This is a genomic window from Mucilaginibacter sp. P5_A6 (genome assembly GCF_056400585.1).
The window spans coordinates 234,854-256,164 of sequence record NZ_JBFUKZ010000002.1; the positions used below are offsets into that span (position 1 = coordinate 234,854).

20 protein-coding genes, 1 tRNA gene and 1 riboswitch are annotated in these 21,311 nt (G+C 43.0%); of the genes, 6 read left to right on the forward strand and 15 right to left on the reverse strand.

Features of this window, described 5'->3' with window-relative positions; genetic code table 11:
- Positions 1–323 precede the first annotated feature (323 nt).
- The 11 genes from AC1DO4_RS03025 to AC1DO4_RS03075 form a co-directional block, all read right to left on the reverse strand.
- Positions 324–893, reverse strand: coding sequence for a dihydrofolate reductase family protein (locus tag AC1DO4_RS03025; protein WP_477412836.1), 570 nt, complete (start codon positions 891–893; stop codon positions 324–326).
- 105 nt (positions 894–998) lie between these two features.
- Positions 999–1,874 (reverse strand): alpha/beta fold hydrolase, encoded by an 876-nt coding sequence (locus AC1DO4_RS03030; protein WP_477412838.1) that lies wholly within the window; start codon positions 1,872–1,874, stop codon positions 999–1,001.
- Positions 1,875–2,161: 287 nt separating this feature from the next.
- A complete protein-coding gene (locus AC1DO4_RS03035) occupies positions 2,162–3,256 on the reverse strand; it encodes an MBL fold metallo-hydrolase (protein WP_477412840.1) in 1,095 nt (364 codons plus the stop codon).
- Positions 3,257–3,448: 192 nt separating this feature from the next.
- Positions 3,449–3,952 carry an SRPBCC family protein gene (locus tag AC1DO4_RS03040; RefSeq protein ID WP_477412842.1) on the reverse strand — a complete coding sequence of 168 codons (504 nt, stop codon included), beginning with the start codon at positions 3,950–3,952 and terminating at the stop codon, positions 3,449–3,451.
- Positions 3,952–4,269 carry an ArsR/SmtB family transcription factor gene (locus AC1DO4_RS03045; protein WP_477412844.1) on the reverse strand — a complete coding sequence of 106 codons (318 nt, stop codon included), beginning with the start codon at positions 4,267–4,269 and terminating at the stop codon, positions 3,952–3,954. Before AC1DO4_RS03045 ends, AC1DO4_RS03040 begins: the two co-directional genes overlap by 1 nt.
- 51 nt (positions 4,270–4,320) lie before the next feature.
- On the reverse strand, positions 4,321–4,701 hold the full coding sequence (locus AC1DO4_RS03050; RefSeq protein WP_477412846.1) for a DoxX family membrane protein: 381 nt from the start codon (positions 4,699–4,701) through the stop codon (positions 4,321–4,323).
- Positions 4,702–5,031: 330 nt separating this feature from the next.
- Positions 5,032–5,214, reverse strand: a complete 183-nt coding sequence (locus AC1DO4_RS03055) for a GIY-YIG nuclease family protein (protein ID WP_477412848.1) — start codon at positions 5,212–5,214, stop codon at positions 5,032–5,034.
- 51 nt (positions 5,215–5,265) lie between these two features.
- A tRNA-Val gene (locus AC1DO4_RS03060) sits at positions 5,266–5,340 on the reverse strand.
- A 130-nt stretch (positions 5,341–5,470) separates the two neighbouring features.
- Positions 5,471–5,782: a hypothetical protein gene (locus AC1DO4_RS03065; protein ID WP_477412850.1), complete on the reverse strand. Its 312-nt coding sequence runs from the start codon at positions 5,780–5,782 to the stop codon at positions 5,471–5,473.
- A 499-nt stretch (positions 5,783–6,281) separates the two neighbouring features.
- Positions 6,282–6,731, reverse strand: a complete 450-nt coding sequence (locus AC1DO4_RS03070) for a thioredoxin family protein (RefSeq protein ID WP_477412852.1) — start codon at positions 6,729–6,731, stop codon at positions 6,282–6,284.
- A gap of 98 nt (positions 6,732–6,829) precedes the next feature.
- The gene (locus AC1DO4_RS03075) at positions 6,830–8,782 is read right to left on the reverse strand and encodes a DUF6600 domain-containing protein (protein WP_477412854.1); all 1,953 of its coding nucleotides are present in this window, start codon (positions 8,780–8,782) and stop codon (positions 6,830–6,832) included.
- Positions 8,783–8,974: 192 nt separating this feature from the next.
- On the opposite strand from AC1DO4_RS03075, the gene AC1DO4_RS03080 reads away from it, so the two are divergent.
- The gene (locus AC1DO4_RS03080; RefSeq protein ID WP_477412856.1) at positions 8,975–9,937 is read left to right on the forward strand and encodes an isopenicillin N synthase family dioxygenase; all 963 of its coding nucleotides are present in this window, start codon (positions 8,975–8,977) and stop codon (positions 9,935–9,937) included.
- 94 nt (positions 9,938–10,031) lie between these two features.
- A complete protein-coding gene (locus tag AC1DO4_RS03085; RefSeq protein ID WP_477412858.1) occupies positions 10,032–11,252 on the forward strand; it encodes an immunity 26/phosphotriesterase HocA family protein in 1,221 nt (406 codons plus the stop codon).
- Positions 11,253–11,260: 8 nt separating this feature from the next.
- On the opposite strand, the gene AC1DO4_RS03090 is transcribed toward AC1DO4_RS03085, so the two are convergent.
- Positions 11,261–12,499 carry an MFS transporter gene (locus AC1DO4_RS03090; RefSeq protein ID WP_477412860.1) on the reverse strand — a complete coding sequence of 413 codons (1,239 nt, stop codon included), beginning with the start codon at positions 12,497–12,499 and terminating at the stop codon, positions 11,261–11,263.
- Positions 12,500–12,641: 142 nt separating this feature from the next.
- On the opposite strand from AC1DO4_RS03090, the gene AC1DO4_RS03095 reads away from it, so the two are divergent.
- Positions 12,642–13,523, forward strand: a complete 882-nt coding sequence (locus AC1DO4_RS03095; RefSeq protein ID WP_477412862.1) for a LysR substrate-binding domain-containing protein — start codon at positions 12,642–12,644, stop codon at positions 13,521–13,523.
- 52 nt (positions 13,524–13,575) lie between these two features.
- On the forward strand, positions 13,576–14,265 hold the full coding sequence (locus AC1DO4_RS03100) for a CPBP family intramembrane glutamic endopeptidase (RefSeq protein WP_477412864.1): 690 nt from the start codon (positions 13,576–13,578) through the stop codon (positions 14,263–14,265).
- Positions 14,266–14,270: 5 nt separating this feature from the next.
- On the opposite strand, the gene AC1DO4_RS03105 is transcribed toward AC1DO4_RS03100, so the two are convergent.
- Positions 14,271–14,756 carry a hypothetical protein gene (locus AC1DO4_RS03105; RefSeq protein WP_477402512.1) on the reverse strand — a complete coding sequence of 162 codons (486 nt, stop codon included), beginning with the start codon at positions 14,754–14,756 and terminating at the stop codon, positions 14,271–14,273.
- Complete coding sequence (tilS, locus tag AC1DO4_RS03110) at positions 14,753–16,087, reverse strand: tRNA lysidine(34) synthetase TilS (RefSeq protein ID WP_477412866.1); 1,335 nt, start codon at positions 16,085–16,087, stop codon at positions 14,753–14,755. The genes AC1DO4_RS03105 and tilS overlap by 4 nt, the downstream gene beginning before the upstream one ends.
- A gap of 51 nt (positions 16,088–16,138) precedes the next feature.
- Between tilS and AC1DO4_RS03115 the strand changes: the two genes are divergently transcribed.
- The gene (locus tag AC1DO4_RS03115; RefSeq protein WP_477412868.1) at positions 16,139–18,718 is read left to right on the forward strand and encodes an OstA-like protein; all 2,580 of its coding nucleotides are present in this window, start codon (positions 16,139–16,141) and stop codon (positions 18,716–18,718) included.
- Here the strand turns inward: AC1DO4_RS03115 and AC1DO4_RS03120 are convergent.
- Positions 18,715–20,106, reverse strand: coding sequence for a voltage-gated chloride channel family protein (locus AC1DO4_RS03120; protein ID WP_477412870.1), 1,392 nt, complete (start codon positions 20,104–20,106; stop codon positions 18,715–18,717). The genes AC1DO4_RS03115 and AC1DO4_RS03120 overlap by 4 nt on opposite strands.
- A 214-nt stretch (positions 20,107–20,320) precedes the next feature.
- A riboswitch (Fluoride riboswitch) is annotated at positions 20,321–20,385 on the reverse strand.
- A gap of 434 nt (positions 20,386–20,819) precedes the next feature.
- On the opposite strand from AC1DO4_RS03120, the gene AC1DO4_RS03125 reads away from it, so the two are divergent.
- Complete coding sequence (locus AC1DO4_RS03125; protein ID WP_477412872.1) at positions 20,820–21,305, forward strand: hypothetical protein; 486 nt, start codon at positions 20,820–20,822, stop codon at positions 21,303–21,305.
- Positions 21,306–21,311 lie beyond the last annotated feature (6 nt).

Here is a 21,311-nt window from a genome sequence, read left to right on the forward strand (position 1 = left end):
TTCAAGTTTGTGATTTCATACTGATCTGCAACTTCGAACAATATCCTTTTAGATTGCATCTACCGTAAACCCAAAAGCCGCTCTACTTTCGTAAAGCGGCTTCGTAGCCCGTGGGGGAAGTTTTTCGAACCCCTTTTTCAAGATCTGCGCCTTTTGGCGCTTCTTACATATCAAAGATCGAATGGGAGATCTAAGCACAAAACCCCGATACATAATTTATATCAGGGCTTTATTTTAAAGGGTTAGGCAATATACTGGCCGGGCTGAACAAACCAATAATAGTAAAATCTCGCCCGCTCAGCCGCCTAAGAGTCAGTGAAATATTAGGATTTCAGCGGTCCAACGTGTCGATAAGTGTTGATGAGTAAACCCGTGGGCGTGGCCTTCGAGTCAACAAATGCAAGTTCCCGGGCGTCAATACTGTCCGACAATAAGCGTTTACCCCGGCCAAGCAAAACCGGGTAGGTGATGAGCACAACCTCGTCAGCCAGTCCCTGGTCAAGCAATACGGACGTTAGCGTCGAACTTCCCACAACGATCAGGTCGGGACCGTCCGTTGACTTGAGATCGCGAATCGCCGCTATAAGGTCCTCGCCCAAATGCTGCACCGGACCCCATTCCAGGCTGTCGGGCCTGTGGGTTGCAATGTATTTGGTTGCAGCATTTATAGCATTTGCCATTGGGAAATCTCCGGCATTAGGCCAAAAGCCACTAAATATATCGTAGGTGTGGCGGGCAAGCAGCAGGTCAAAGTTTGGCCCGTATGCCTCCAGGAGGGCTGCCGCCCCCGCAGGGCTTCGATAGGGTGTAGTCCATGCGCCATAGGTGTAGTCCCCGTCATGCTCTATCACGCCATCCAGCGAGATATGTTCAAAAATTCTGATCTTTCTCATTTGCTTATAATTGTTTTAAGATAAATTTTACATCAATATTCCCCTGTTAAGGTTATTCAATTTGAAAATATTCACTGGGTATCAATTGAATCCCAGGTACGATTTTTATTGTAAAAAGCCATCCAGATAACCTAATATGGTTTTCGTCTGCATCATTAAGCTGACATGTCCCTGCGCAGGAACAATGGCTAAATGTGATTTTGGCATCGGCCCCAAGTCAGCAGATACACCACCTCCCAGTAATTGGTACGTTTTCATCAACTCCACTTTGTCCAGGCCATCATTGTCGCCTGATATAAGCAATACCGGCAAAGTAATTTTCGCAATATTAGCGTCACCCATGTTGAAGGGCTCCCCGGCAAAAGCAATCATCTGTTCCAGGAACTTTGTCCATTTTGTTTTGTCGGGTGCTACTGCATCATATGCCGCTTTCATAGGACTATTCGCAAATAATTCAGGCTTCATACCTTTAAATGCATTGGCTATTTCGGGCCGCCAACCACTACTTTTATAAGTAGAAGAAATGATCACTAATTTTCTTACCCGTTTAGGACTTTGTATTGCCAACTGGTAAGCCACAGAGCCGCCAAAACTATATCCTGCTATATCAGCGCTGTCAATTTTCAGGTAATCCATTACCCCTTCCACATCACTTGCTAAAGTAGCATGCGATAATTTTCTATCTGAAAATTGTGTATGACCATGTCCTTGCAATTCAATGGCAATTACTTTCCTGGTTTTTGACAACTCAGGGATTAATTGGCCCCAGTTCCCATCAATTGTCATAAATGCACCATGTAGCAAAACGAGAGGCTTACCCTCACCATATACCTCATAGTAAACTTTAATGCCATTAACAGGCGCATAGCCGCTGTTTGCAGGTTTAAGCTGCTGGCCATCAGACTGAAGCACTGTAAAAAACAGAATAGCGATTAATAGTACCGGTTTGAGGATATTAAATCCTTTAATTGCTCTTTTCATAATGCGTTATTTAAATTATTGATTTTATTGACAATACAAAGATCGAAGCATTTTCAGGATTTTACGCTGTGTAAAATTGACAAATCGAGGGGTGGATCGCGACAAAAAACAACTACTATAAAAGGCCAGATGATTTGAGAAGGAGCATATTATGGAGGAAATGCGAAAAGCCGGTAATAAGCGGAGGAGCAGGCGGGATAAGTTTTCTAAGCTAAAGTTTGAGTCCTGACAGCACTCAGGCTGATCGCCTGGGCTTAGGCTACCGGTAAGTTATTAGCTCAAATGATTTATTTAAAATCCCACCAGACTACGTTCCTGGGCGGATCACCCAAAGTATAAGGTTCCCCGATACGCGGAACGTTTACCTGGATACCCAGCTTTTCGGCGGCGGGCAGGAGCTTTTCTATAGGTTCGTTCCAGGGATGATCCGCTTCCACAAACTTAGCCCAGTGGATAGGCTGCAGCAAAGAAGCCTGCAGGTCAACAGCGGCCTGGGCAGCCTGCCCAAGGCGCAGATGTGTCCACGGCCAATTCGGACTGTATTGTCCGCATTCCAGCAGCGCCAGATCAAATGGGCCATATTGCTGGCCTATTTGTTTAAATTGTGGCCCATAACCGCTATCGCCACTGTAAAACAGCCGGTAATGCTCTGCTTGTATTACATAAGATGCCCAAAGTGTTTTATTTTCGTTAGTATACGAACGGTTGCTGCGGTGCTGCGCGGCCGTAGCGGTAACTTTGAGGCCACCAGGCAGCGTGACCGATTGGTCCCAATTCAATTCGATAATCTTTTTAGGATCAAATCCCCAGTACACCAGATCTGAACCTACACCCATTGGCACTACCGCCATTTTTATATGGTCTTTCAATTTTTTCAGGGTGCGATAGTCCAGGTGATCATAGTGATCATGGGAAATGATCAGCACATCTATCGGCGGCATATCCTCGGCGTGATAATGCTTAGTACCTTGAAACGCCGTAACCAATCCAGGCACCGGCCCCGCATGGTTACTAAAAATAGGATCGATGAGTATATTACCCTGGTCGGTTTTGATCAGCAAAGACGAATGACCGAACCAAACGATGGTTGGTTCAGCAGCAGCCAGTGTCTTCAAATCAGTTTTAACCCATGGCAGCCCGTGAGAAGGCCTGATGGTTTGAGGGCGGCTGTGGAACATATAAAGCAACCGGTTGCGCTTGACTGTCGAGTCGGAACGTTCAGCCAAATTTTCGAAACCGCCATTTTTGTAATTAGGCAATGCCTCTAACCGGGTAAGCTCTTCGCCCTCCGGGTTTTTACCCATTGACTTTACCACACCACAGCCGGCGATTATCGTCAGCAGCAGCGCGGCCATCCCGATCGCCAAACAACTCCTTTTCATTCCCTACAAAAGGTTACTAACGCTTAGGTTCGCTGATTATTTCATTAATGACTAAATTAGGTAATGCGCGATGGGGCATTAGTGTGGTGTTAACCTTGAATTGCTATTAGCCTTTAGTCGAAAGTTTTAAGTTCGAAGTTATCGGTTTTTAGCTATAAAAAAGGTTGGAGTTTAAAACGGTGATCTTGTTGTTTATTTTTTTAAGATTAATAATAATTCATCAAGTTTTTCCAGTGTTGCCGTCATTCCTTGCTCCATACCCATTTGAATAACAGCTTCTAAATCTGAAAGCGATTTGTAGGTGACGATAGTTTCTACCAAAGCGTTTTCTCCCTTGTCGGTAAAAGTTACCAGCCACTCTGCAAGGGGCAGGTCTTTATTTATTTCACCTTCTGCATTACTAAATGCATCTGATGCTATATAGTAGTCAATCGGTTTTATTTTAAGGTACGCTGTATAGCCCCAGTATTCTGTGCCGTTTGGTTCTACCATTGCATAGTGCCAATGGCCGCCTTCACGAAAGTCCATTGATTTTGTCTTGGTGGTTAAGGGTTTGGGAGCGAACCATCGGTCAAGCAATTCACTTTTGGTGTAACAGTCCCAAACTAATTGCCGGCCGGCTAAAAACTCACGCCTGATCGTCAGCGTATTTTTTTCCTTATCTGCAATGAAGTCGAAGTGCAAGTTGTTTTTCATTATTTTTTAAATTTAATAACTGATAAAAGGTCGTCGAGTTGTTGAAAGCGGGTCTCCCAGATCTCGCGGAATTGTTCCAGCCATTTGTCTATTTCTTTCATCTTGTCAATTTCAAGCTGGTAATATATCTCCCGCCCCTGGTGTTGCTGGTTCACCAGTTCACATTCGGTTAAAACCCTTAGATGTTTTGAAATTGCCTGCCGTGTTGTATCAAAATGCTCGGCAATAGCATTCGGTGTCATTGCATGAATTGCAATTAAAGTAATGATAGCCCTTCGTGTCGGGTCGGCTATCGCTTGAAAAATATCTCTTCTCATTAAAGTGTTCTTATACTGGCTTGAATTATAGGGATCAAGCTTAAAAAAAAATTATCGCCTTATCATAGGCAGGTATTTTCCCCTATTGTCAATAATTACCCAAAGAATAATTGCGATCAATGCCAATACAATAGGCAAACCCGATGGGGCCATACTAATGTTGGCCAATAGAATGCCGGTTAAAACAGGTACGATAATAATAGCACCAAGCGCCCTGGTTCTCCCAAAGATTAACAATAAACCGCCAAGGATTTCCGCGGCACCCACCAGCGGCATTAGCCAACCTATTTCCATAAACGCCTTCCCTGCTTTCACCATTTTCTCCGGCATTTCTTTAGGCATCGGGATATAATGAAGGAATTTGTCCAGGCCGGCATTGATAAACATCAGGCCGGTTAGCAGGCATAAAACAAAGAGGATTTTATTTTTCATGATTATTTATTTAAATAAGAAACTAATTGGTTGCAAACATATAAGCAACTGATTGGTTTCGCAAATTTTTTTCAAAAAATTTTAAGTCGGGAAATTGGAGCGGCAGCTCCCGGTAAATCAGCCAATTTGCAAACATTTGCACGCACTTTGAAAGGACAGAAAAGTTTCGGGCAACAAAAAACCCCTTAGATATTTTCTTAAGAGGTTTTCTTTTTGTGGGAGTTACTGGGTTCGAACCAGTGACCCTCCCGATTATAAATCGGGATGCCCTGAACCAGCTATGAGCTTTTCTATCATTTTACGACTTTTCCACCCGTTAATTTGGCGCTCTCATTTTATTGCATCACTCTTCATTGGATGTTCTTCCATCCATTTTATTTCCCAATCTAACATGCCCCCGGTAAATCCTTTATGATTGGTGTTATGCTTTACCAGCCTTTTAGCCACATCTTCACATGAGCCGACATAATATTTGTTTTTTGTTGGCGAATAGATTATGTAAGCAAAATACATGTTTGGAAATCTCTTTAAATAGAAAAACCTGATATTTCTATCAGGTTTTTGTGGGAGTTACTGGGTTCGAACCAGTGACCCTCTGCTTGTAAGGCAGATGCTCTGAACCAGCTGAGCTAAACTCCCTTCCTTTTGGGTCTGCAAATATAGAAGCTTTGATCTATTCTTCAAAAAATATTTTAAATTTTATGTTAAATGGCTATTTATTAGGTTGTTGCATTTTTTTTCAAGCGATCGCAAGGCTGCCGTAAGGGTTTTACATGGCTATATTGTCACCAGGACGGGGGTCTTCGGGGAGTATTTCCATCTCAGGGTCATCGATATAGTCGGCATACCATTGTATGGCTCCTACCAGGTCAAGTGCATCGTCGGCCGCGATATTTATGGTTTCAAAGGCATATAGCTTGCTGTTGGCATAGCCATATAGCTGGATCTCATTGGCATCCGGATTAAACCCTTCTTCATCAAGACAAAATATCCTGACCTTCAAACGGGTATCCCTGGAATGGATGACATCCCGGCAAGGGTTTTTAGGATCGGTTGCCAATAAGTAAATATTATAATCCATATAAACAGTAACAATGTTTGTGGTTTATGGTTTCTGGAATGTTTATTTAAGTTGACAAATTTTAACTACAGCTGTATGTCTGCATTGTTGAGAATACTCAGCTATAAATCAAACCGTTGTGCAATTTCTCCCCAATAGCCGGGGAAGAGTTTCCACAAATAAATTATGGCAGATATCTAATTGTGCATTTTTATGCGTATTAACTCCTATTTAATAATTGGCATCTCATTTGAATATAACTTAATACCCTTCTCAAAAGGGTTGTTTTTCATAGGTAGATGTAGGGCCGTAAAACTGCGAGAGTTTTCCGGCCTTTTTTATTTCCGTCTTCCTCAGTTTACTGCGCTTTCTTTCCAAAAAGCGCCGGCAAAGGATTACTATTAGTTGCTACAATTGTTTTTGACCTTATTAAGCGTGCACAAGAAGGCGCATTATTGCCCATACCTTCGTCATTGCATAATAAAGGATTGCGGTTTTTGAGTTTGTTTAAACCGGACTATTATTTATTAAGGGCTTTTACACCAAATTTTATCAGGTCATCGGCCTTAATAAAGCCAACTGTACCGTAAACCGGGTTTCCTTTTGCATCAAAAATAATGAGTGTGGGATAAGCCCGCAGGCCCCATTGCACAGCCAGTTGCGGTCCATCTCCTTTTTCCATATCAATAGCTACATTCACAAAATTGCTGTTATAAAACTCGGCTACTTTATTGTTTTTAAAGGTAGTGGCCTTAAGCATTTTACACGGGCCGCACCAACTGGCATAGGCATCTACAAAAATATATTTGTTTTTGGCAGCAGCCTGCTTTAAAGCCTGGCTCCATGAATTTTCAATAAAATTGATCTGGGTTGATGTATTTACAGCCTGAGCCTTACCCTTTAACGGATAAAAAAATGGAGGTAATAAGGCTAAAACAACAAGATAACTAAGTTTGCGCAGGTATTTCATAATTAATTTAACTTATATATAGCAGCAATAAAAATAGCACATATAAACTAATTAATGTTTGTTCATATGTGCTATTGATTATAATTTAAAACAGCTTTTTAATTGGCGGGCTTACGTTCGCGCTCTTTTTGCTGCTGGCGCTGCGCTTCCTGCTGCTGTTGGCGTTGCTGAGCCTGTTGCTGCCTTTGCGCTTCCTGCTGTTGCTGACGTTGCTGAGCCTGTTGTTGTCTTTGCGCTTCCTGTTGCTGCTGACGTTGCTGTTGGGCCTGCTCCTGTTGCTGCTGACGTTGCTGTCTTTGCGCTTCCTGTTGCTGTTGACGTTGTTGAACAGCCTGCTCCTGTTGTTGTTGACGCTGCTGAACCTGTTGCTGTTTTTGCGCTTCCTGTTGCTGCTGGCGTTGTTGAACAGCGTGCTCCTGTTGCTGTTGACGCTGCTGAACCTGTTGCTGGCGTTGCGCTTCCTGTTGTTGCTGACGCTGCTGAATCTGTTGTTGTTTTTGCGCTTCCTGTTGCTGTTGACGTTGTTGAACAGCCTGCTCCTGTTGTTGTTGACGTTGCTGAGACTGTTGCTGTTTTTGCGCTTCCTGTTGCTGCTGGCGTTGTTGAACAGCCTGCTCCTGTTGCTGTTGACGCTGCTGAACCTGTTGTTGTTTTTGCGCTTCCTGTTGCTGCTGGCGTTGTTGAACAGCCTGCTCCTGTTGTTGATGACGTTGTTGAACCTGTTGCTGTTTTTGCGCTTCCTGTTGCTGCTGGCGTTGTTGAACAGCCTGCTCCTGTTGTTGTTGACGTTGCTGAACCTGTTGCTGGCGTTGTTGAACAGACTGGTTTTGTTGCTGATCACGCTGTTGTTTTACCGGCTGCTGCCTTTGAGGGTTCTGCTGTTGCTGATCGCGCTGTTGTTGAACTTGCTGCTCTTTTTGAGCGTCCTGGCGTTGTTTAGCCTGTTGCTGGCGTTGCTGAACCGCTTGATTTTGTTGTTGATCCCGCTGTTGCCGGGCCTGGTTTTGCTGCTGATCCCTTTGCTGCCTGGCTTGCTCAGCGGCCTGTTGCCTGTTTTGCTGATCGTTTGGCCTTGCGTTTGGTTGCGCCGGGCGATTGTTATCCTGGGGCGCTTTTGCCGGTCTGTTGTTGTTAACCCTTACAAATTTAGTGTCGTTGCTTTTAGCTACATCAGCTAATCGTGTAGCATTATTCCGGTTTACAGTTGCTTGTCCGCCTGCACGGTTAGCTATGCCCTGGTTTGGATTAGCTTTCCGGTACTCGGCTGCATTGATGACCCTTGCAGGCCTTGCATCGGCTGATCTTGTTACCTGCGGACGATAAATGTTTACCGTATTATTCGCAACCCTGCCGCCGCCATCGGGCCTGTTGGTGTTGTTAACCCTATAAACCGGTACATTATTATTCCGGGTAACCCTCCTTATTTCGGCAACCCTTGGCCCGGTTATATACGTGCGGTTATTATAAACATACGTGTTGTTGATAACTGTAGTACGGTTTATAATATTAACTACCCGTGTATGCGGCGCGTAATAATTATAAACATTTGGGCTGTTAATGTATTCCTGTGGAGCACATACCCAATATGAATCGGGCACGTGATAGCTGTTGCCGAATGACAGGCTGATGCTTATGCCCGGAGTTAAAGGAGCCCAGCCATAGTAGCCTCCGCCACGGCGCCAGCTTACCCAGGCAGGCGCCCATTCATTACCCGGGATCCATTCCCAGCCATAATAATTATCATAACGCCAGCGTCCGTAGTGGAACGTTGCCCATCCCCAGGGATAATCAGATACCCAGGTATTACCATAATCGGTAACAACCCAATACCCACGGGTTGCATATGGCCTAAAACCGTCTTCCACATCAGGCACCCATACATTTCCATATTGCGGGTCATCAACCCAGGTACCATAAGGGGAAAGTTCGTCATAAAATTCCTGGTCAGATACGTAGCCGCCCTCCTCCTGGGCCTTGCTTATAGTTGGTGCGGCAAGCATTATCAAAAATGCTATTAAGCTTAAACCGCATATTTTCTTTATATATTTCATTTTTTCATTCAGTTTTGTTGTCGATACTATATGTATGACGAAACAAAGTATAAAACGTTTAAATCAAAAATTGTTTTACGGGTTAACATCGTTTGGATAGTGATTTAAAGGGTTAAACAATTTTTTATTTATACTTTGTACTTGCTAACTTAAAATTTAAATAATTTTACTTTTTATTATAAAGCGACAGCTATGAGCACAGTAAATATTCCACGACTTGATCTTAATAATTATATAAACGGCAGCACCGCCGATCGTAAGCAGTTTTCTGACGATATTGGTAAAGCATTTAATGAAACCGGTTTTGTTACCATAACCAACCACGGCTTAAGCAAGCAATTAATAGATGAGCTTTATGAGCAGGTTAAAACCTTGTTTGCATTGCCCGATGCGGTAAAGCAAAAATATGAGATTCCGGGCCTGGCCGGCCAGCGTGGCTATACCGGTAAGGGAAAAGAAACCGCAAAAGGCTTTAAAACGCCCGACCTGAAGGAATTTTGGCAGATAGGCCAAACCGTTACCGATGGTGACCCGATAAAAGATATTTACCCTGATAATGTAGTGGTTGATGAATTGCCATCATTTAATACTACTACGCTGGAGGTTTATAAAAAGCTGGAAGCTGCCGGCAAACACCTGTTGCAGGCCATTTCGGTTTATTTGAACCTGCCCGAAAATTATTTCGACGACAAAGTACATAACGGTAACTCTATATTACGCACGCTGCATTACTTCCCGATAACCGACCCTGATTCGGTTCCTGATGACGCAGTGCGTGCCGGGGCGCATGAGGATATAAACCTCATTACGCTATTGATAGGCGCCAGCGCCGATGGCCTTGAGCTGCTTACCCGCGAAGGCGCCTGGTTCCCGGTTAAGGCCCATGGAGAAGACCTGGTAGTGAACGTTGGTGATATGCTGCAACGCTTAACCAATAATAAATTAAAATCAACCACGCACCGTGTGGTAAACCCACCCCGCGAGCTGATGAAATATTCGCGTTTTTCGGTGCCATTTTTCCTGCACCCTAAATCGGGGATGGATCTGACGAGTTTGGAATCATGTATTGATGCCGATCACCCTAAATTATATTCCGATATCACTGCCGGGGAATACCTGGATGAGCGGTTAAGAGAGATTGGTTTGAAGATGTAAAATAATGAAAGCCCTTTCCGGGTTGGAGAGGGCTTGGTGTATTGCCGGGATTTGCATAAGTAAAATACAACCTTAACCTCAATGTCACTTTTTAATGAAATTTGAATTAACCAACCCGCAAAGAATATATTTTGGCTTGGAACCTATCAATCCTGAATGGGAAAGGGTGATGCTCAAGGGAGATAACTACAGACAGGAAAGTATTCTTTATTTTGAGGGAGATGTCATTAAAAGGCATATCGTATCAATAGAAGATCGGTACGAAGAAAAGCAATACGACGAACTAACGAAATTGCGAACAGTACTGATGCCTAAAACTGGCAAGGGTAAAGAGAAAAAGCTTACTGCTTCGGTGTTAGAATCACGACATCCTATAGGTGTTTATTGCATAATTGATGTTTATGGAAAAATCTTTATAGGCAGTCATACCACACAAACTACGTTTTATGACAGCTGGTGGGAAGGAAACGGTATAGTAAAGAAAGACCTTATTGAATGGATTGATGAGTTTATCCAATCGGCTCCAAAGAATTATATTGCCGATTTAAATTTATTCAAAAAAGCTACCAGGAAGAATGTAAAGTATAAAGTGGGCGATTTTTTCACTTTTAAAATTAGTAGGAGCGAGTATGGCTTTGGTCGGATACTTTTGAATGTTGCTGAATTGAGGGCAAAATATCTACTTAAAGATGGGCATGGGCTTTCCTTATTTATGGCAAAACCCGTTTTAATTAAAATATACACTTATGTTGCTGATAGCAAAGAAATCAATATAGATAAGTTAGAAAGGTGCAGTGCCTTGCCATCTGACTATATGATGGATAATTTACTTTTTTATGGCGAATTTGAAATCATTGGACATAAAAAACTATTGAATAACGATTTTGATTTTCCAATGTCTCATGGTCGGCATATCTCACCGTCCAGGTTCAGCGTGTTTTTGCAGTGGGGAATGATCAGTGCAGAAATACCAGCTGCAAGTTTTAATAAATATGTAACTGTCGATAACCCCTTCGTGCCGGAAAACAGCCCTTCAAGAAAAGCATACAATCCGTTTGGGTATTATGGGATCGGTTTTAGACCTAAATTTAACACCATTGATATAAAAGAAACGATTGCGAACAACGGCGAATATGATTATCAAAAACGTCCTGGTTACAAAACGCATTTTGACCTTCGCAATCCTCAAAACCGTGAAATCAGGGCTGAAATCATGAAGCAATTCGGCCTCGACCCAGACAAAGGCTACGAAGAAAATTGTGATCTAACTAAAACAATTAAAACCGTTGACCTTCTAAAGAAGATAGACAATTAACGCAACCCTTACTTCGCCAGCATCGCTTTCCCGCCAATATTCCCTTCAATCCCCTGCCTTCTTTTATACAAAACAAAAACACCTGTTGCCAGCAGTCCTATCGCACCTTCAATAAAAACCGCCTGCCTTGGGCCCAGCTCATTGGCCAGCCAGCCTACTAATAAGCTACCTACGGGGATCATTCCCTGGTAAGCCATAACATAATAGCTTATAGCCCTTGCGCGCATGGCCGGTATAGCATGTGTTTGAATATAGGTGTTGATGGCCGATGTTTGCGCCATCATCCCCAAACCGGTAAAACCCATAAATATTAATGCGAATGGCAGTTTGCCTGCATAAGCCACCATCAGTACAGCCGATCCGAAAATGAGGCTTGCTGTAATGATGATATTTACCAGGTTTTTACCTGTTTTTAAATTGGCCAAATAAACCGCGCTGATCACCGAACCTACACCCGCGGCGCTTTCAAACCAACTAAAGGTTTTGGCATCCCCGTTAAAAATATCTTTTGCAAAAATTGGCATCAAGGTATTAAAGGGGATAACAAATAAGCTGCTTATGGTAAGCATCACGATCAGGCTGCTCAGGTCACGGTCGCCCGACACATATTTAAAGCCGTCCTGCAGTTCGGCCCAGATTCCTTTTTGAGGTTTGCCTGCTACAGTTGTATTCAGCTTCATCATAAATAAACAGGCCAGCACCGGTATATAGCTTAAAAAGTTGCCGAAGAAACAAATGTCTTCGCCAAAGGTGCTTAAAATGATACCCGCCACAGCAGGCCCCGCGATACGGGCAAAATTGGTCATAGTGGAGTTTAGCGCGATGGCGTTGGGCAGGTCGGCCTTATCATCAACCATTTCTACCATGATAGATTGGCGGCAGGTAACATCAAACGCGTTGATAATGCCCTGCACCAGGCTTAGCCCAATAATGGCCGGGATGTTATAAAACTTAAACAATATTAAAAAGGCCAATGCACCTGCCTGCAGCATAGATACTACCTGGGTTATAACCAATATACGGTAACGGTTATGCCTATCGACAATACTGCCTGCATACGGCGCAAGAATTAACGAAGGGATAAGGCTTACAAAGCTAACTATACCTAACAATACTGCCGAGCCGGTGAGCCTGTAAACCAGCCAGCTTACAGCTGTTTTTTGCATCCAGGTACCAATAAGAGAGATAGACTGACCGTAAAAAAACAACTTGAAATTACGGTATTTTAAAGAGCGGAAGACATTCATTTATTCATTCATTACAAAAGCAAATCCAGGGGAGATCTTAATACAAGACTATTGAAATTGTTTATGATGCAAATATCCGCAATGATGATATATTTGTAAAATAGATTGTTTTAATAGAAATGATCGTTAAAAACGATTAATTATGGAGCTTAGGCAATTACAGTATTTTGTAAAAGCGGCCGAAACGATGAACTTCACCGAAGCGGCGGCGGCTGTATTCATCACACAGAGCACGCTGTCGCAGCAAATTAAGCAGCTGGAGGAAGAGCTGGGCCTGCTTTTGTTTGACAGGGTAGGCAAACATGTGCGCATTACCGAAGCGGGGCATATATTTTTAATACACGCCCGCAAAATACTGGCAGCGGTACAAAAAGGCAAACAAGCCATTGCCGAGCTTAATAACGCAGCCACCGGCGAATTAAACCTTGGCGTTTCATACGCCTTTACTTCGCTGTTATTACCGGCTCTTGCACCGTTTTCTACCAAATACCCGGGGATTAAAATTTTTATTACTTACGGCAATCCCGAAGACCTGGAGAAAAAGCTTCGCTTATCCGAGCTGGATATGATCCTGGCTTTTCATAATGAGTCGGACGATGAGGACCTGGAAATGCAATGGCTTTTTAGTTCGAGTATTGTAATGGTAGTGGACAAAAACAATCCCCTGGCTAAACTCGAAAAAATTAACCTGAAAGACCTGGCCGCGCTCGACCTTGTATTACCGGGCAAAGGGTTCAGCTCCCGCGAATTTATTAATGAGTTATTTTACAAAAATAAAATAACCCCAAACATTAAAATCGAGTTAAATGATGTGCATTCGCTGCTCTCATTAGTTCAAAACGGCCATTGGGCTACCATACTTAATGAAAAAGCGCTTATAGGATGGGATAAGGTGGCGGCTGTTCCCATTATTGCAAAGGGAATCAAGCGGCAATCATATATCCTGTGGCAAAAAGGTGTTTACCGCAAAAAGGCCGCTATTTTATTTATAGATGAACTGATGAGCATTATGGGACAGGAGTAAGGCCAAAACTATACCTTATTTTCAGTATCATTGGATAACTAAACCAGGGGTGATGGTATCATTGACAAATAGAAAAGAAAACTCGGTTATTTTAAACGGCCTTATACTAACAGTTGCATTGCTTTTCTGCTTAACGGCTGGCTCAAAAGTATTCTCCATGCTTACCGGCCAAAGTTTATCTATGCAAACCCGTTTCACAATAACCAGGGTAGCATTCTGGTTGTGTTTTGCTGTTATTTACCTGTACGTTTTAAACAAAGAGCAGCAGCCCCTTTTATTATGGACCGAGAATCGTTATTCGATAGGGTTTTCTATACTATCCGTTTTTGCAATCCTGATGATTATACTGATAGGGGCCATTATAATCGCCCTGCCTTTTAAACTTTGGGGCACGCTTAAAGTAAGCAATGCCATGCTATTGATGCTTAAGTTTAGTATTCCGGTTAAACTATTCGGCATTTTTACAGCAGGGTTACTGGAAGAATTGATTTTCAGGGGGTATATGATGCCAAGATTGAGCCTTTTTTTTAAAGGCAAACATTTACCTGTAATTATTTCTTCGGTAATTTTTAGCCTGGGGCATATCGGGTACGGTACTATAATAAATGTATTGATCCCTTTATTGATCGGGTTGGTTTTTGGTTACCACTACCATAAATACCGCAACCTAAAAATCCTTATTACTTGTCATCTCCTGATAGACTATAATGCATTAATAGGATTTTTTCATGTGAGGCACTAAGGAACTTACTTTTTCATCTCTTCCCTTATCGCCCTTAAAAACTCATTAACATGCTGCGAGCCTATAATGTAAACCAGGCCGTCTCTATCTGTTAAATGAATGGCGTCATTACCGGCAGCATAAAAACGAATGGTGCCCTTGGTATGCAGGTTATAAACGGGGTTATTAAAAAGGTAACGGCTGTATAATCCTTTTTCGGCCTTTACAATGCCATTCAGATCGATTTTTACAACGCGGGCAGTCCATAAGCCGCTAAGGCGGATGCTTTTATTTTCTACCGTGGTACTGTAATGCAGTAGAAAGCCCATAATGATAGATATGATGATAATAGCGAAACCAACTACCACCAGCAAATCGCCATTGCGCTCCCGCTCATCGGTAAAAAAGTAGGCTGCAAAACAAAACATAGCCAAAACCAGGCGTATGGTAATAGGGATGAATTCACGGCCCAGGTATTGCTTTTCTACAAATACAGTTTTCTCGCTTGTCATAATTTGTACAATTCGAATATAGTAACTTTTTTAGTGTTATTGTTTACTTTATACCTTTCATCGGGGCGGAAACCGGCCACCCAAATTATATCGCCGTTGCCATTCACCAGTATGGGCACTGCCTCTTTTTGATGTAAAGGTAACTTCTGATTGATAAAGTAATCACTCAGTTTTTTTCGTCCCTTCATCCCCAGCGGGTAAAAATAATCGCCTTCCTGCCACGCACGTATCGTGAGCGGATACACCAACAAAGCCGCGTCAACTGATGTTGCCAGCGGGTTATCTTTTATAATGAGCGGACTATCATCATGTAACAAATTAAGCTTATATCCGCCGTAATAAACCTCATGTTCCTGCTCCGGTATGCTCATAGCTTCCTGCACCCCGGTTTTCTTTTGTTTAATGATCAGCCTGTCGCGGTCAAGCACCAGTAAATACCCGGCTGATTCAAAGATCCGGCCCGAATGCTTATCCAATACCGATAGCACATCATCAACGGTTGTTTCATTAAAACCGTATTGCTGTAGTAACTTAAATAGCAAAAGGCGGGGCGGGCTTAGTTTTTTAACATCGGCAAGCAATAAAAATGTTTCATCCTTTCCTTGCTGTAAAATCGTTTTCTTTAATGCGGCAACCTGGTTCTCCAATAAGAGTTCCAGGTCTCTGAAATGTTTCAGGTTGTTTTCAAAAGTTTTTTCGAGCGATGGGTTTAGCTCCTTTAGTTTGGGCACCACCTTCAGCCTTATCATATTGCGGGCATATTTTGCAGAAGCATTTGAACTGTCCTCAACAAAGTCCAATTTATTGGCGACAACAATGGCCGCTATTTCTTCGCGCTTTAAAAACAGCAGCGGGCGCACCAGCATCCCGTTTTTGGGTAATATGCCGTGTAAGCCAGCAATGCCGGTTCCGCGGGTAAGGTTTAACAATATTGTTTCAATCGCATCGTTTTGGTGGTGTGCAAGCGCAATGGCCTGGTAACCCGATTGCTGGCATAAAGTATCAAACCATTGGTAACGCAGTTCACGGGCGGCCATCTGGATAGATATTTTATGTACGCCGGCATATTGTATGGTATCAAAATTGATGGTATGAAAGGGTACCCGCAGTTTATTAGCCAGGTTATTGCAAAACTCCTGATCGCGCAGGGCCTCATCGCCCCGTAACTGAAAGTTGCAGTGAGCAATGCTAAAATTAATTCCCGAAGCCTTTAATAAGTGAGTCATTAAAACAGAATCCATACCACCGCTTACAGCAGCCAAAACCTTGCTGTCGGGTGCAAACAAGGCATTTTGTTCAATAAAATTAACAAATTGAATAACTGGAAGCATTCACCAAAATTATTAATTTAATAACCCCAACAAAAAACTAATTTTGCCGCAGTGAGAAAATATGTTTTAAGCTTTTTGTTATTGATGATGGCGGCCGCGGTTATGGCTCAAAAAAAATCAATTGTAAACCTGATACAATCAGAAAGCAGCACCCGCGCAATAATAAATGGCCGCGATGTTATTAAGGTTTATAAAGGGGTTTTTAAACAGGATTTTTCACTGTTACGGTCGGATAGCGCCTATTTCTATCCGCAGGATAATGCTTTTGATGCTTTTAGCAACGTAAACATTAACCAGGGTGATACGCTGAACATCTACTCGGACAAGTTAAACTATAATGGTAATACAAAAATTGCCATTTTAACCAATAATGTTAAAATGGTAGATAAGGACGCTACCCTTACCACCGATTACCTTACCTACAATACAGCAACGCGCATAGGAACTTATACGGGCGGCGGTAAGCTTATTAATAAAGATAATGTGCTCACCAGTAAAAACGGATATTATTTCGCCTTCTCGCGCGACTCCTATTTTCGCTACGATGTAGTTTTAAATACGGTTGATGCTATCATCAAAACGGATACCATGAAATATAACACGGGTACCCGCATCGCATTCTTTTACGGCCCTACCAATATTTACGGCAAAAAAGACAAAGATACTTTGTATACCGAGAACGGGCAGTACAATACCGTTACAGAACAGGCACGCTTCGGCAAAAAAAACCACTATAAGCAAGGTACAAAATCACTGAAAGGCGATAGTTTGTTTTATGATAAGCTGAAAGGATATGGCCGGGCGGTTAAAAACGTCACCTTTATTGACCGGGAACAAAAGATAACCATGAAGGGCAACCTGGCCGAATATTTTAAAGCCGATGAGCGCACCATGGTTACCCAAAACGCTTACATGGTATTGGTTACCGAACAGAAAGACACCACGAAAACAGATTCGGTGCCGCCCGCAACACCTACTGCTAAAACCAAAACGCTTAAACCCCCACCCAATACCATGAAGATAACCAACATGGCAAACCTGGCAGGGCAAATTCAGCCTAATACTGTTGTATCAAAAAAAGACTCGGCTAAAATTGACTCCGCAGCACGGAAGTTAACCGTTCCTAATAAAGTGGTTACACCGGAACAGATTAAAAATATAGCCGATGTGGCCAATATGGCGGGCCAGATTAAACCTAAATTAACAAAAAAGGACTCGGTTAAAATTGATTCAGTAGTAAAAGGGGTAACCGCGCAGGCAAAAAACATAAGCCCGGCCGATGCCAAAAAGAAGATAGGCAATTTGGCACAGGTGGCAGCAGCGGTTAAACCTGTTAAGGATACAAAAAGTATAAAGACCCCGGCAGATACAGCTAAAGCCGGAAAAGTAAAGCAGGATTCTGTTTATATGACGGCCGATACGCTGGAAACCCAGATACTGACCTATAAAAACCTGAAGCTGTACCAGGAAAAACAACGACTGGCCTATTCCTATGTTCGCGATACATCGGCGGCAGCAAGGAAACAGATCACCGAAAGTAAAAAACTATCCAAAGCACTGGTGGCCCGAAGGCTTTCGATACCCAAAGATACTACCTACAGGCACACTGATTTTTTTGGCCATCCCAAAGTGATAATAGATACTACGCAAATAAAAAAAGATAAATTATCGGGTATAAAAAAAGCAAGGCAGGATAGTATACGGGCCGAGGAGATTAAGCGGGACCCGGTATTTGCCCAACGCGAAATTAAATTGCAGGATACGGCGCGTGTAAGGATTGTGATAGCGCATCATCACGCAAAATTGTTTAAATCGGATCTGCAGGGGAAGGCCGACTCGATTTTTTACAGCAACAGCGATTCTACCATCAGATGCTATGTAAATCCTATGTTCTGGACACAGGGCTCACAACTATCCGGCGATACCATCTACGTGCAGATGCGGAACAAAAAAATGGACAACATGGAGCTGTTCCCTTCGGCATTTGTTGTAAATATCGAAAAGAATGATTCGTTGTTTTTTAACCAGATGGGTGGGAAAAAAATGCGCGGCTTTTTTAAAAACGATAAGCTGGATAAGATGTACACGGTTGGTAATGCCGAAAGCATATACTTTAAACGGGATAGTGTGAGCAATACGGTTGAGGGGATGCAGCGATCGCTCAGCAGCCGTATGGTGGTATCCTTTAAAAACAGTAAGCTTACCAGTATCCGTTTTATGACCAAGCCCGAGAATCGCTACCTGCCCCTAAAAAAAGTAGTAGAGGATGATAAGATATTAAAAGGTTTTATTTGGAAACCAAAGGACAGGCCTATATCAAAGGAGTCTATCATCTTGCCGCGCAAAACACCTGATGTAAAGCCACCGGGAGGCAAATTACCGGTAAAAGGCAAGCCAACCAATTTACCCGGCACAAAGCCAGGTAAGCCCGCTGTTGCCGATAGCCTGAAAAAGCCATTATTAATGGGCAAGGATAGTTTGCTTAAAACGGATACTACAAAGCAGAAGCCGATTAAAACGGCAACAGATACAGTTGCTAAAACCCAGCCCGTTCCACCATTGCCGCCGCCGGTGAAAGCTCCAAAGGATACAGTTAAAAGCCCGGCTAAAAAGCCTGAACAGCAGAATTAGTCTTTTTTTGTTTTGGCCTTTAGCCTATATTTCTCCAGTTTTTTCTGTACATAAGTCAGCCTTCGGTTACCGGCTTCGCCTATAGTGGCCGCATCAGAAAAGCGGCTCTGTATTTTAGCTACGCCTATTCGCTGCGAGCCGTAAATGCCCGAATGGCCGCTAAAAAAGTAGGCTGTAAAACAGGCCACCGCGAAAAACAGTGCGTATTGCCCGCCAAAAAGCTCAATCCCCATAAATGTACAGGCCAGGGGTGTATTGGTTGCGCCCGCGAAAACGGCGATAAAGCCCAATGCCGCAAAAAGACTAACCGGTGCATCCATTAATACTGACAAGGTATTGCCCAGGGTGGCCCCGATATAAAACAAAGGAGTAACCTCGCCTCCTTTAAAGCCGCTTGCCAGGGTGATTGTGGTATAAATAGTTTTCCAGAGCCAGCTCCAGGTGCCGGCGCCGCCAGCGTTAAATGCAGATGGAATAGTGACTGCGCCCGCATGTTCAGGGTCGATCCCCAGGCTCAGGTAATCGGGTTTGCCTATAAGGGCTGTTAAACCGATGATGATCAATCCGCCAACTACAGGTATCATCCATTGTTTGGGAATGCGTTTTACAAAAAACGCTTTAATGCCATGAACCATGTAGGCAAACAGGTAACTGGCTAAACCAAAGGCCACAGATGCAATGATGACTTTAGCCAGCAATAAAAAATCAAAAGCGGTATACGCGGCATACCAATGGGAGGTGCCTGCCAAAACAGCAATATGATATGCGGTATGGTGAACACCCCATGTGGCAACGGTAACATCGCCAATAATACCTGCTATTAAACATGGCAGCAGCGCGTTATACTGGATGCGGCCGATGGTTAAAACTTCCATAGCAAATATGGCCCCCGTTAGCGGCGTGCCGAAAACTGCTCCGAAACCGGCCGCGATACCGGCAATTAGTACAATGCTGGTATCGGCTTCATTAAGTTTAAACCATTTGCCAAATGCCTGGGCAATGCTGCCGCCTATCTGTACTGCTGTGCCCTCGCGCCCTGCCGAGCCACCGAACAGGTGGGTGATGATGGTAGTGAGCAGCACAACCGGCCCCATACGCTTAGGCACGCCGCAGCCGGGTTGATGGATCTCATCTATGATGAGGTTGTTTCCTTTTTCGGACGAGCCGCCAACCAGTTTATATATAAAGTGGATAGCAATGCCTGCAACAGGTAAAAAATATAACAGGTAAGGATGTTTAAACCTGAAATGAATAGACCAGCTAAGCAGCCATAAAAACAAAGCCACCATGCTGCCGATCGCTATCGCTATCGGGATGATGAGGAGTGTCCACCTTAACAGGTTTTTCACTATCGAAAAATGTTCTGACAGAAATACTTTATCGTTCATTGTATGGCGATGCTAATTTAGTTTTAAAACTGATTGATTGTTAGTAAAGCATAGAAACTTCGATACAGAAGTACTGATGCAGGATACCTTAAATAATACCGGATTGGAGAAAGAAAAAACGCGCTGCATTAAACGGCGGCGTGTGTTTGAAATGGATTTGATCTGAAAAACTTTCACCTACAAAAAATTAGTGCAGGATAAATCCCGCGGGTTAATTATTGCAGGCGCCATCAGCTTTTTAGGGCGGTTAAGTAGGAAGACACCATTTCCTTTGAAACAAATATAATAAAATCTATCTGATTCACCCTAAAAGGACAATTTCGAATTGCATATTTTGTCGATTTTTTGTAAATTTGTATAGAACCAAACCGGGCGATTATCCTCCAAAGATAACCGCCCGGTTTGGTTTAAAATAAAGAAGATCGGGAACTCGCCTTTTTCAAGTCAACACACTGATTATTAACTTATTAAATCGGATAAACAGGTATAAAAAGGGGTAATTAAAAGGGTGTGCAAAGTGCCGGTAAAGTGCTCGGCAGGTATAAGAACGGTGCTTGAAAAGGTGTTGTTTTGAGATCCGGACAGAACCTTAAAAAGACTAACAAACATTTTGTATTGGACCTAAGCCTGTCACCAAACTTAACACTTATAAAATGCTGAATTTCCTTGGTGCAACTCCTCGTCTTTGCACAAAATAATCATAAATTCAGCCCATGATGCAAACCGAACAGCAACTGCGCAAAAAAGTTAAAACCTGGGTTATCGTATTCATTATCGGGTTGGTATTAAGCGGGGTAACAGCCTTCCCCATTGAAAGTGAACTGGCTTTTTTGGCGGCGCATGCCAATATATTTGCATCCTTTATGCAGGATTGGATAACAAAAGTTTACCTGGCCGTAAAAACAACCAACGAAAACTATCCCTATTTAAGCTATGGCACCGATTGGCTGGCTTTCGGTCACCTGGTTATTGCCACAGTGTTCTTCGGCCCGTTAAAAGATCCGGTTAAAAATATCTGGGTAATTCAGTTTGGGATGATAGCTTGTGTTATGGTATTCCCGCTGGCTTTTATAGCCGGACCTATCCGCGGCATCCCCGTTTACTGGCGTTGTATTGATTGCTGTTTTGGCATCTTCGGTTTTATCCCGCTGTATATTTGCTATCGCGATATTAAGAAGATTGAAGCCTTAACTTCCTGAAATTGG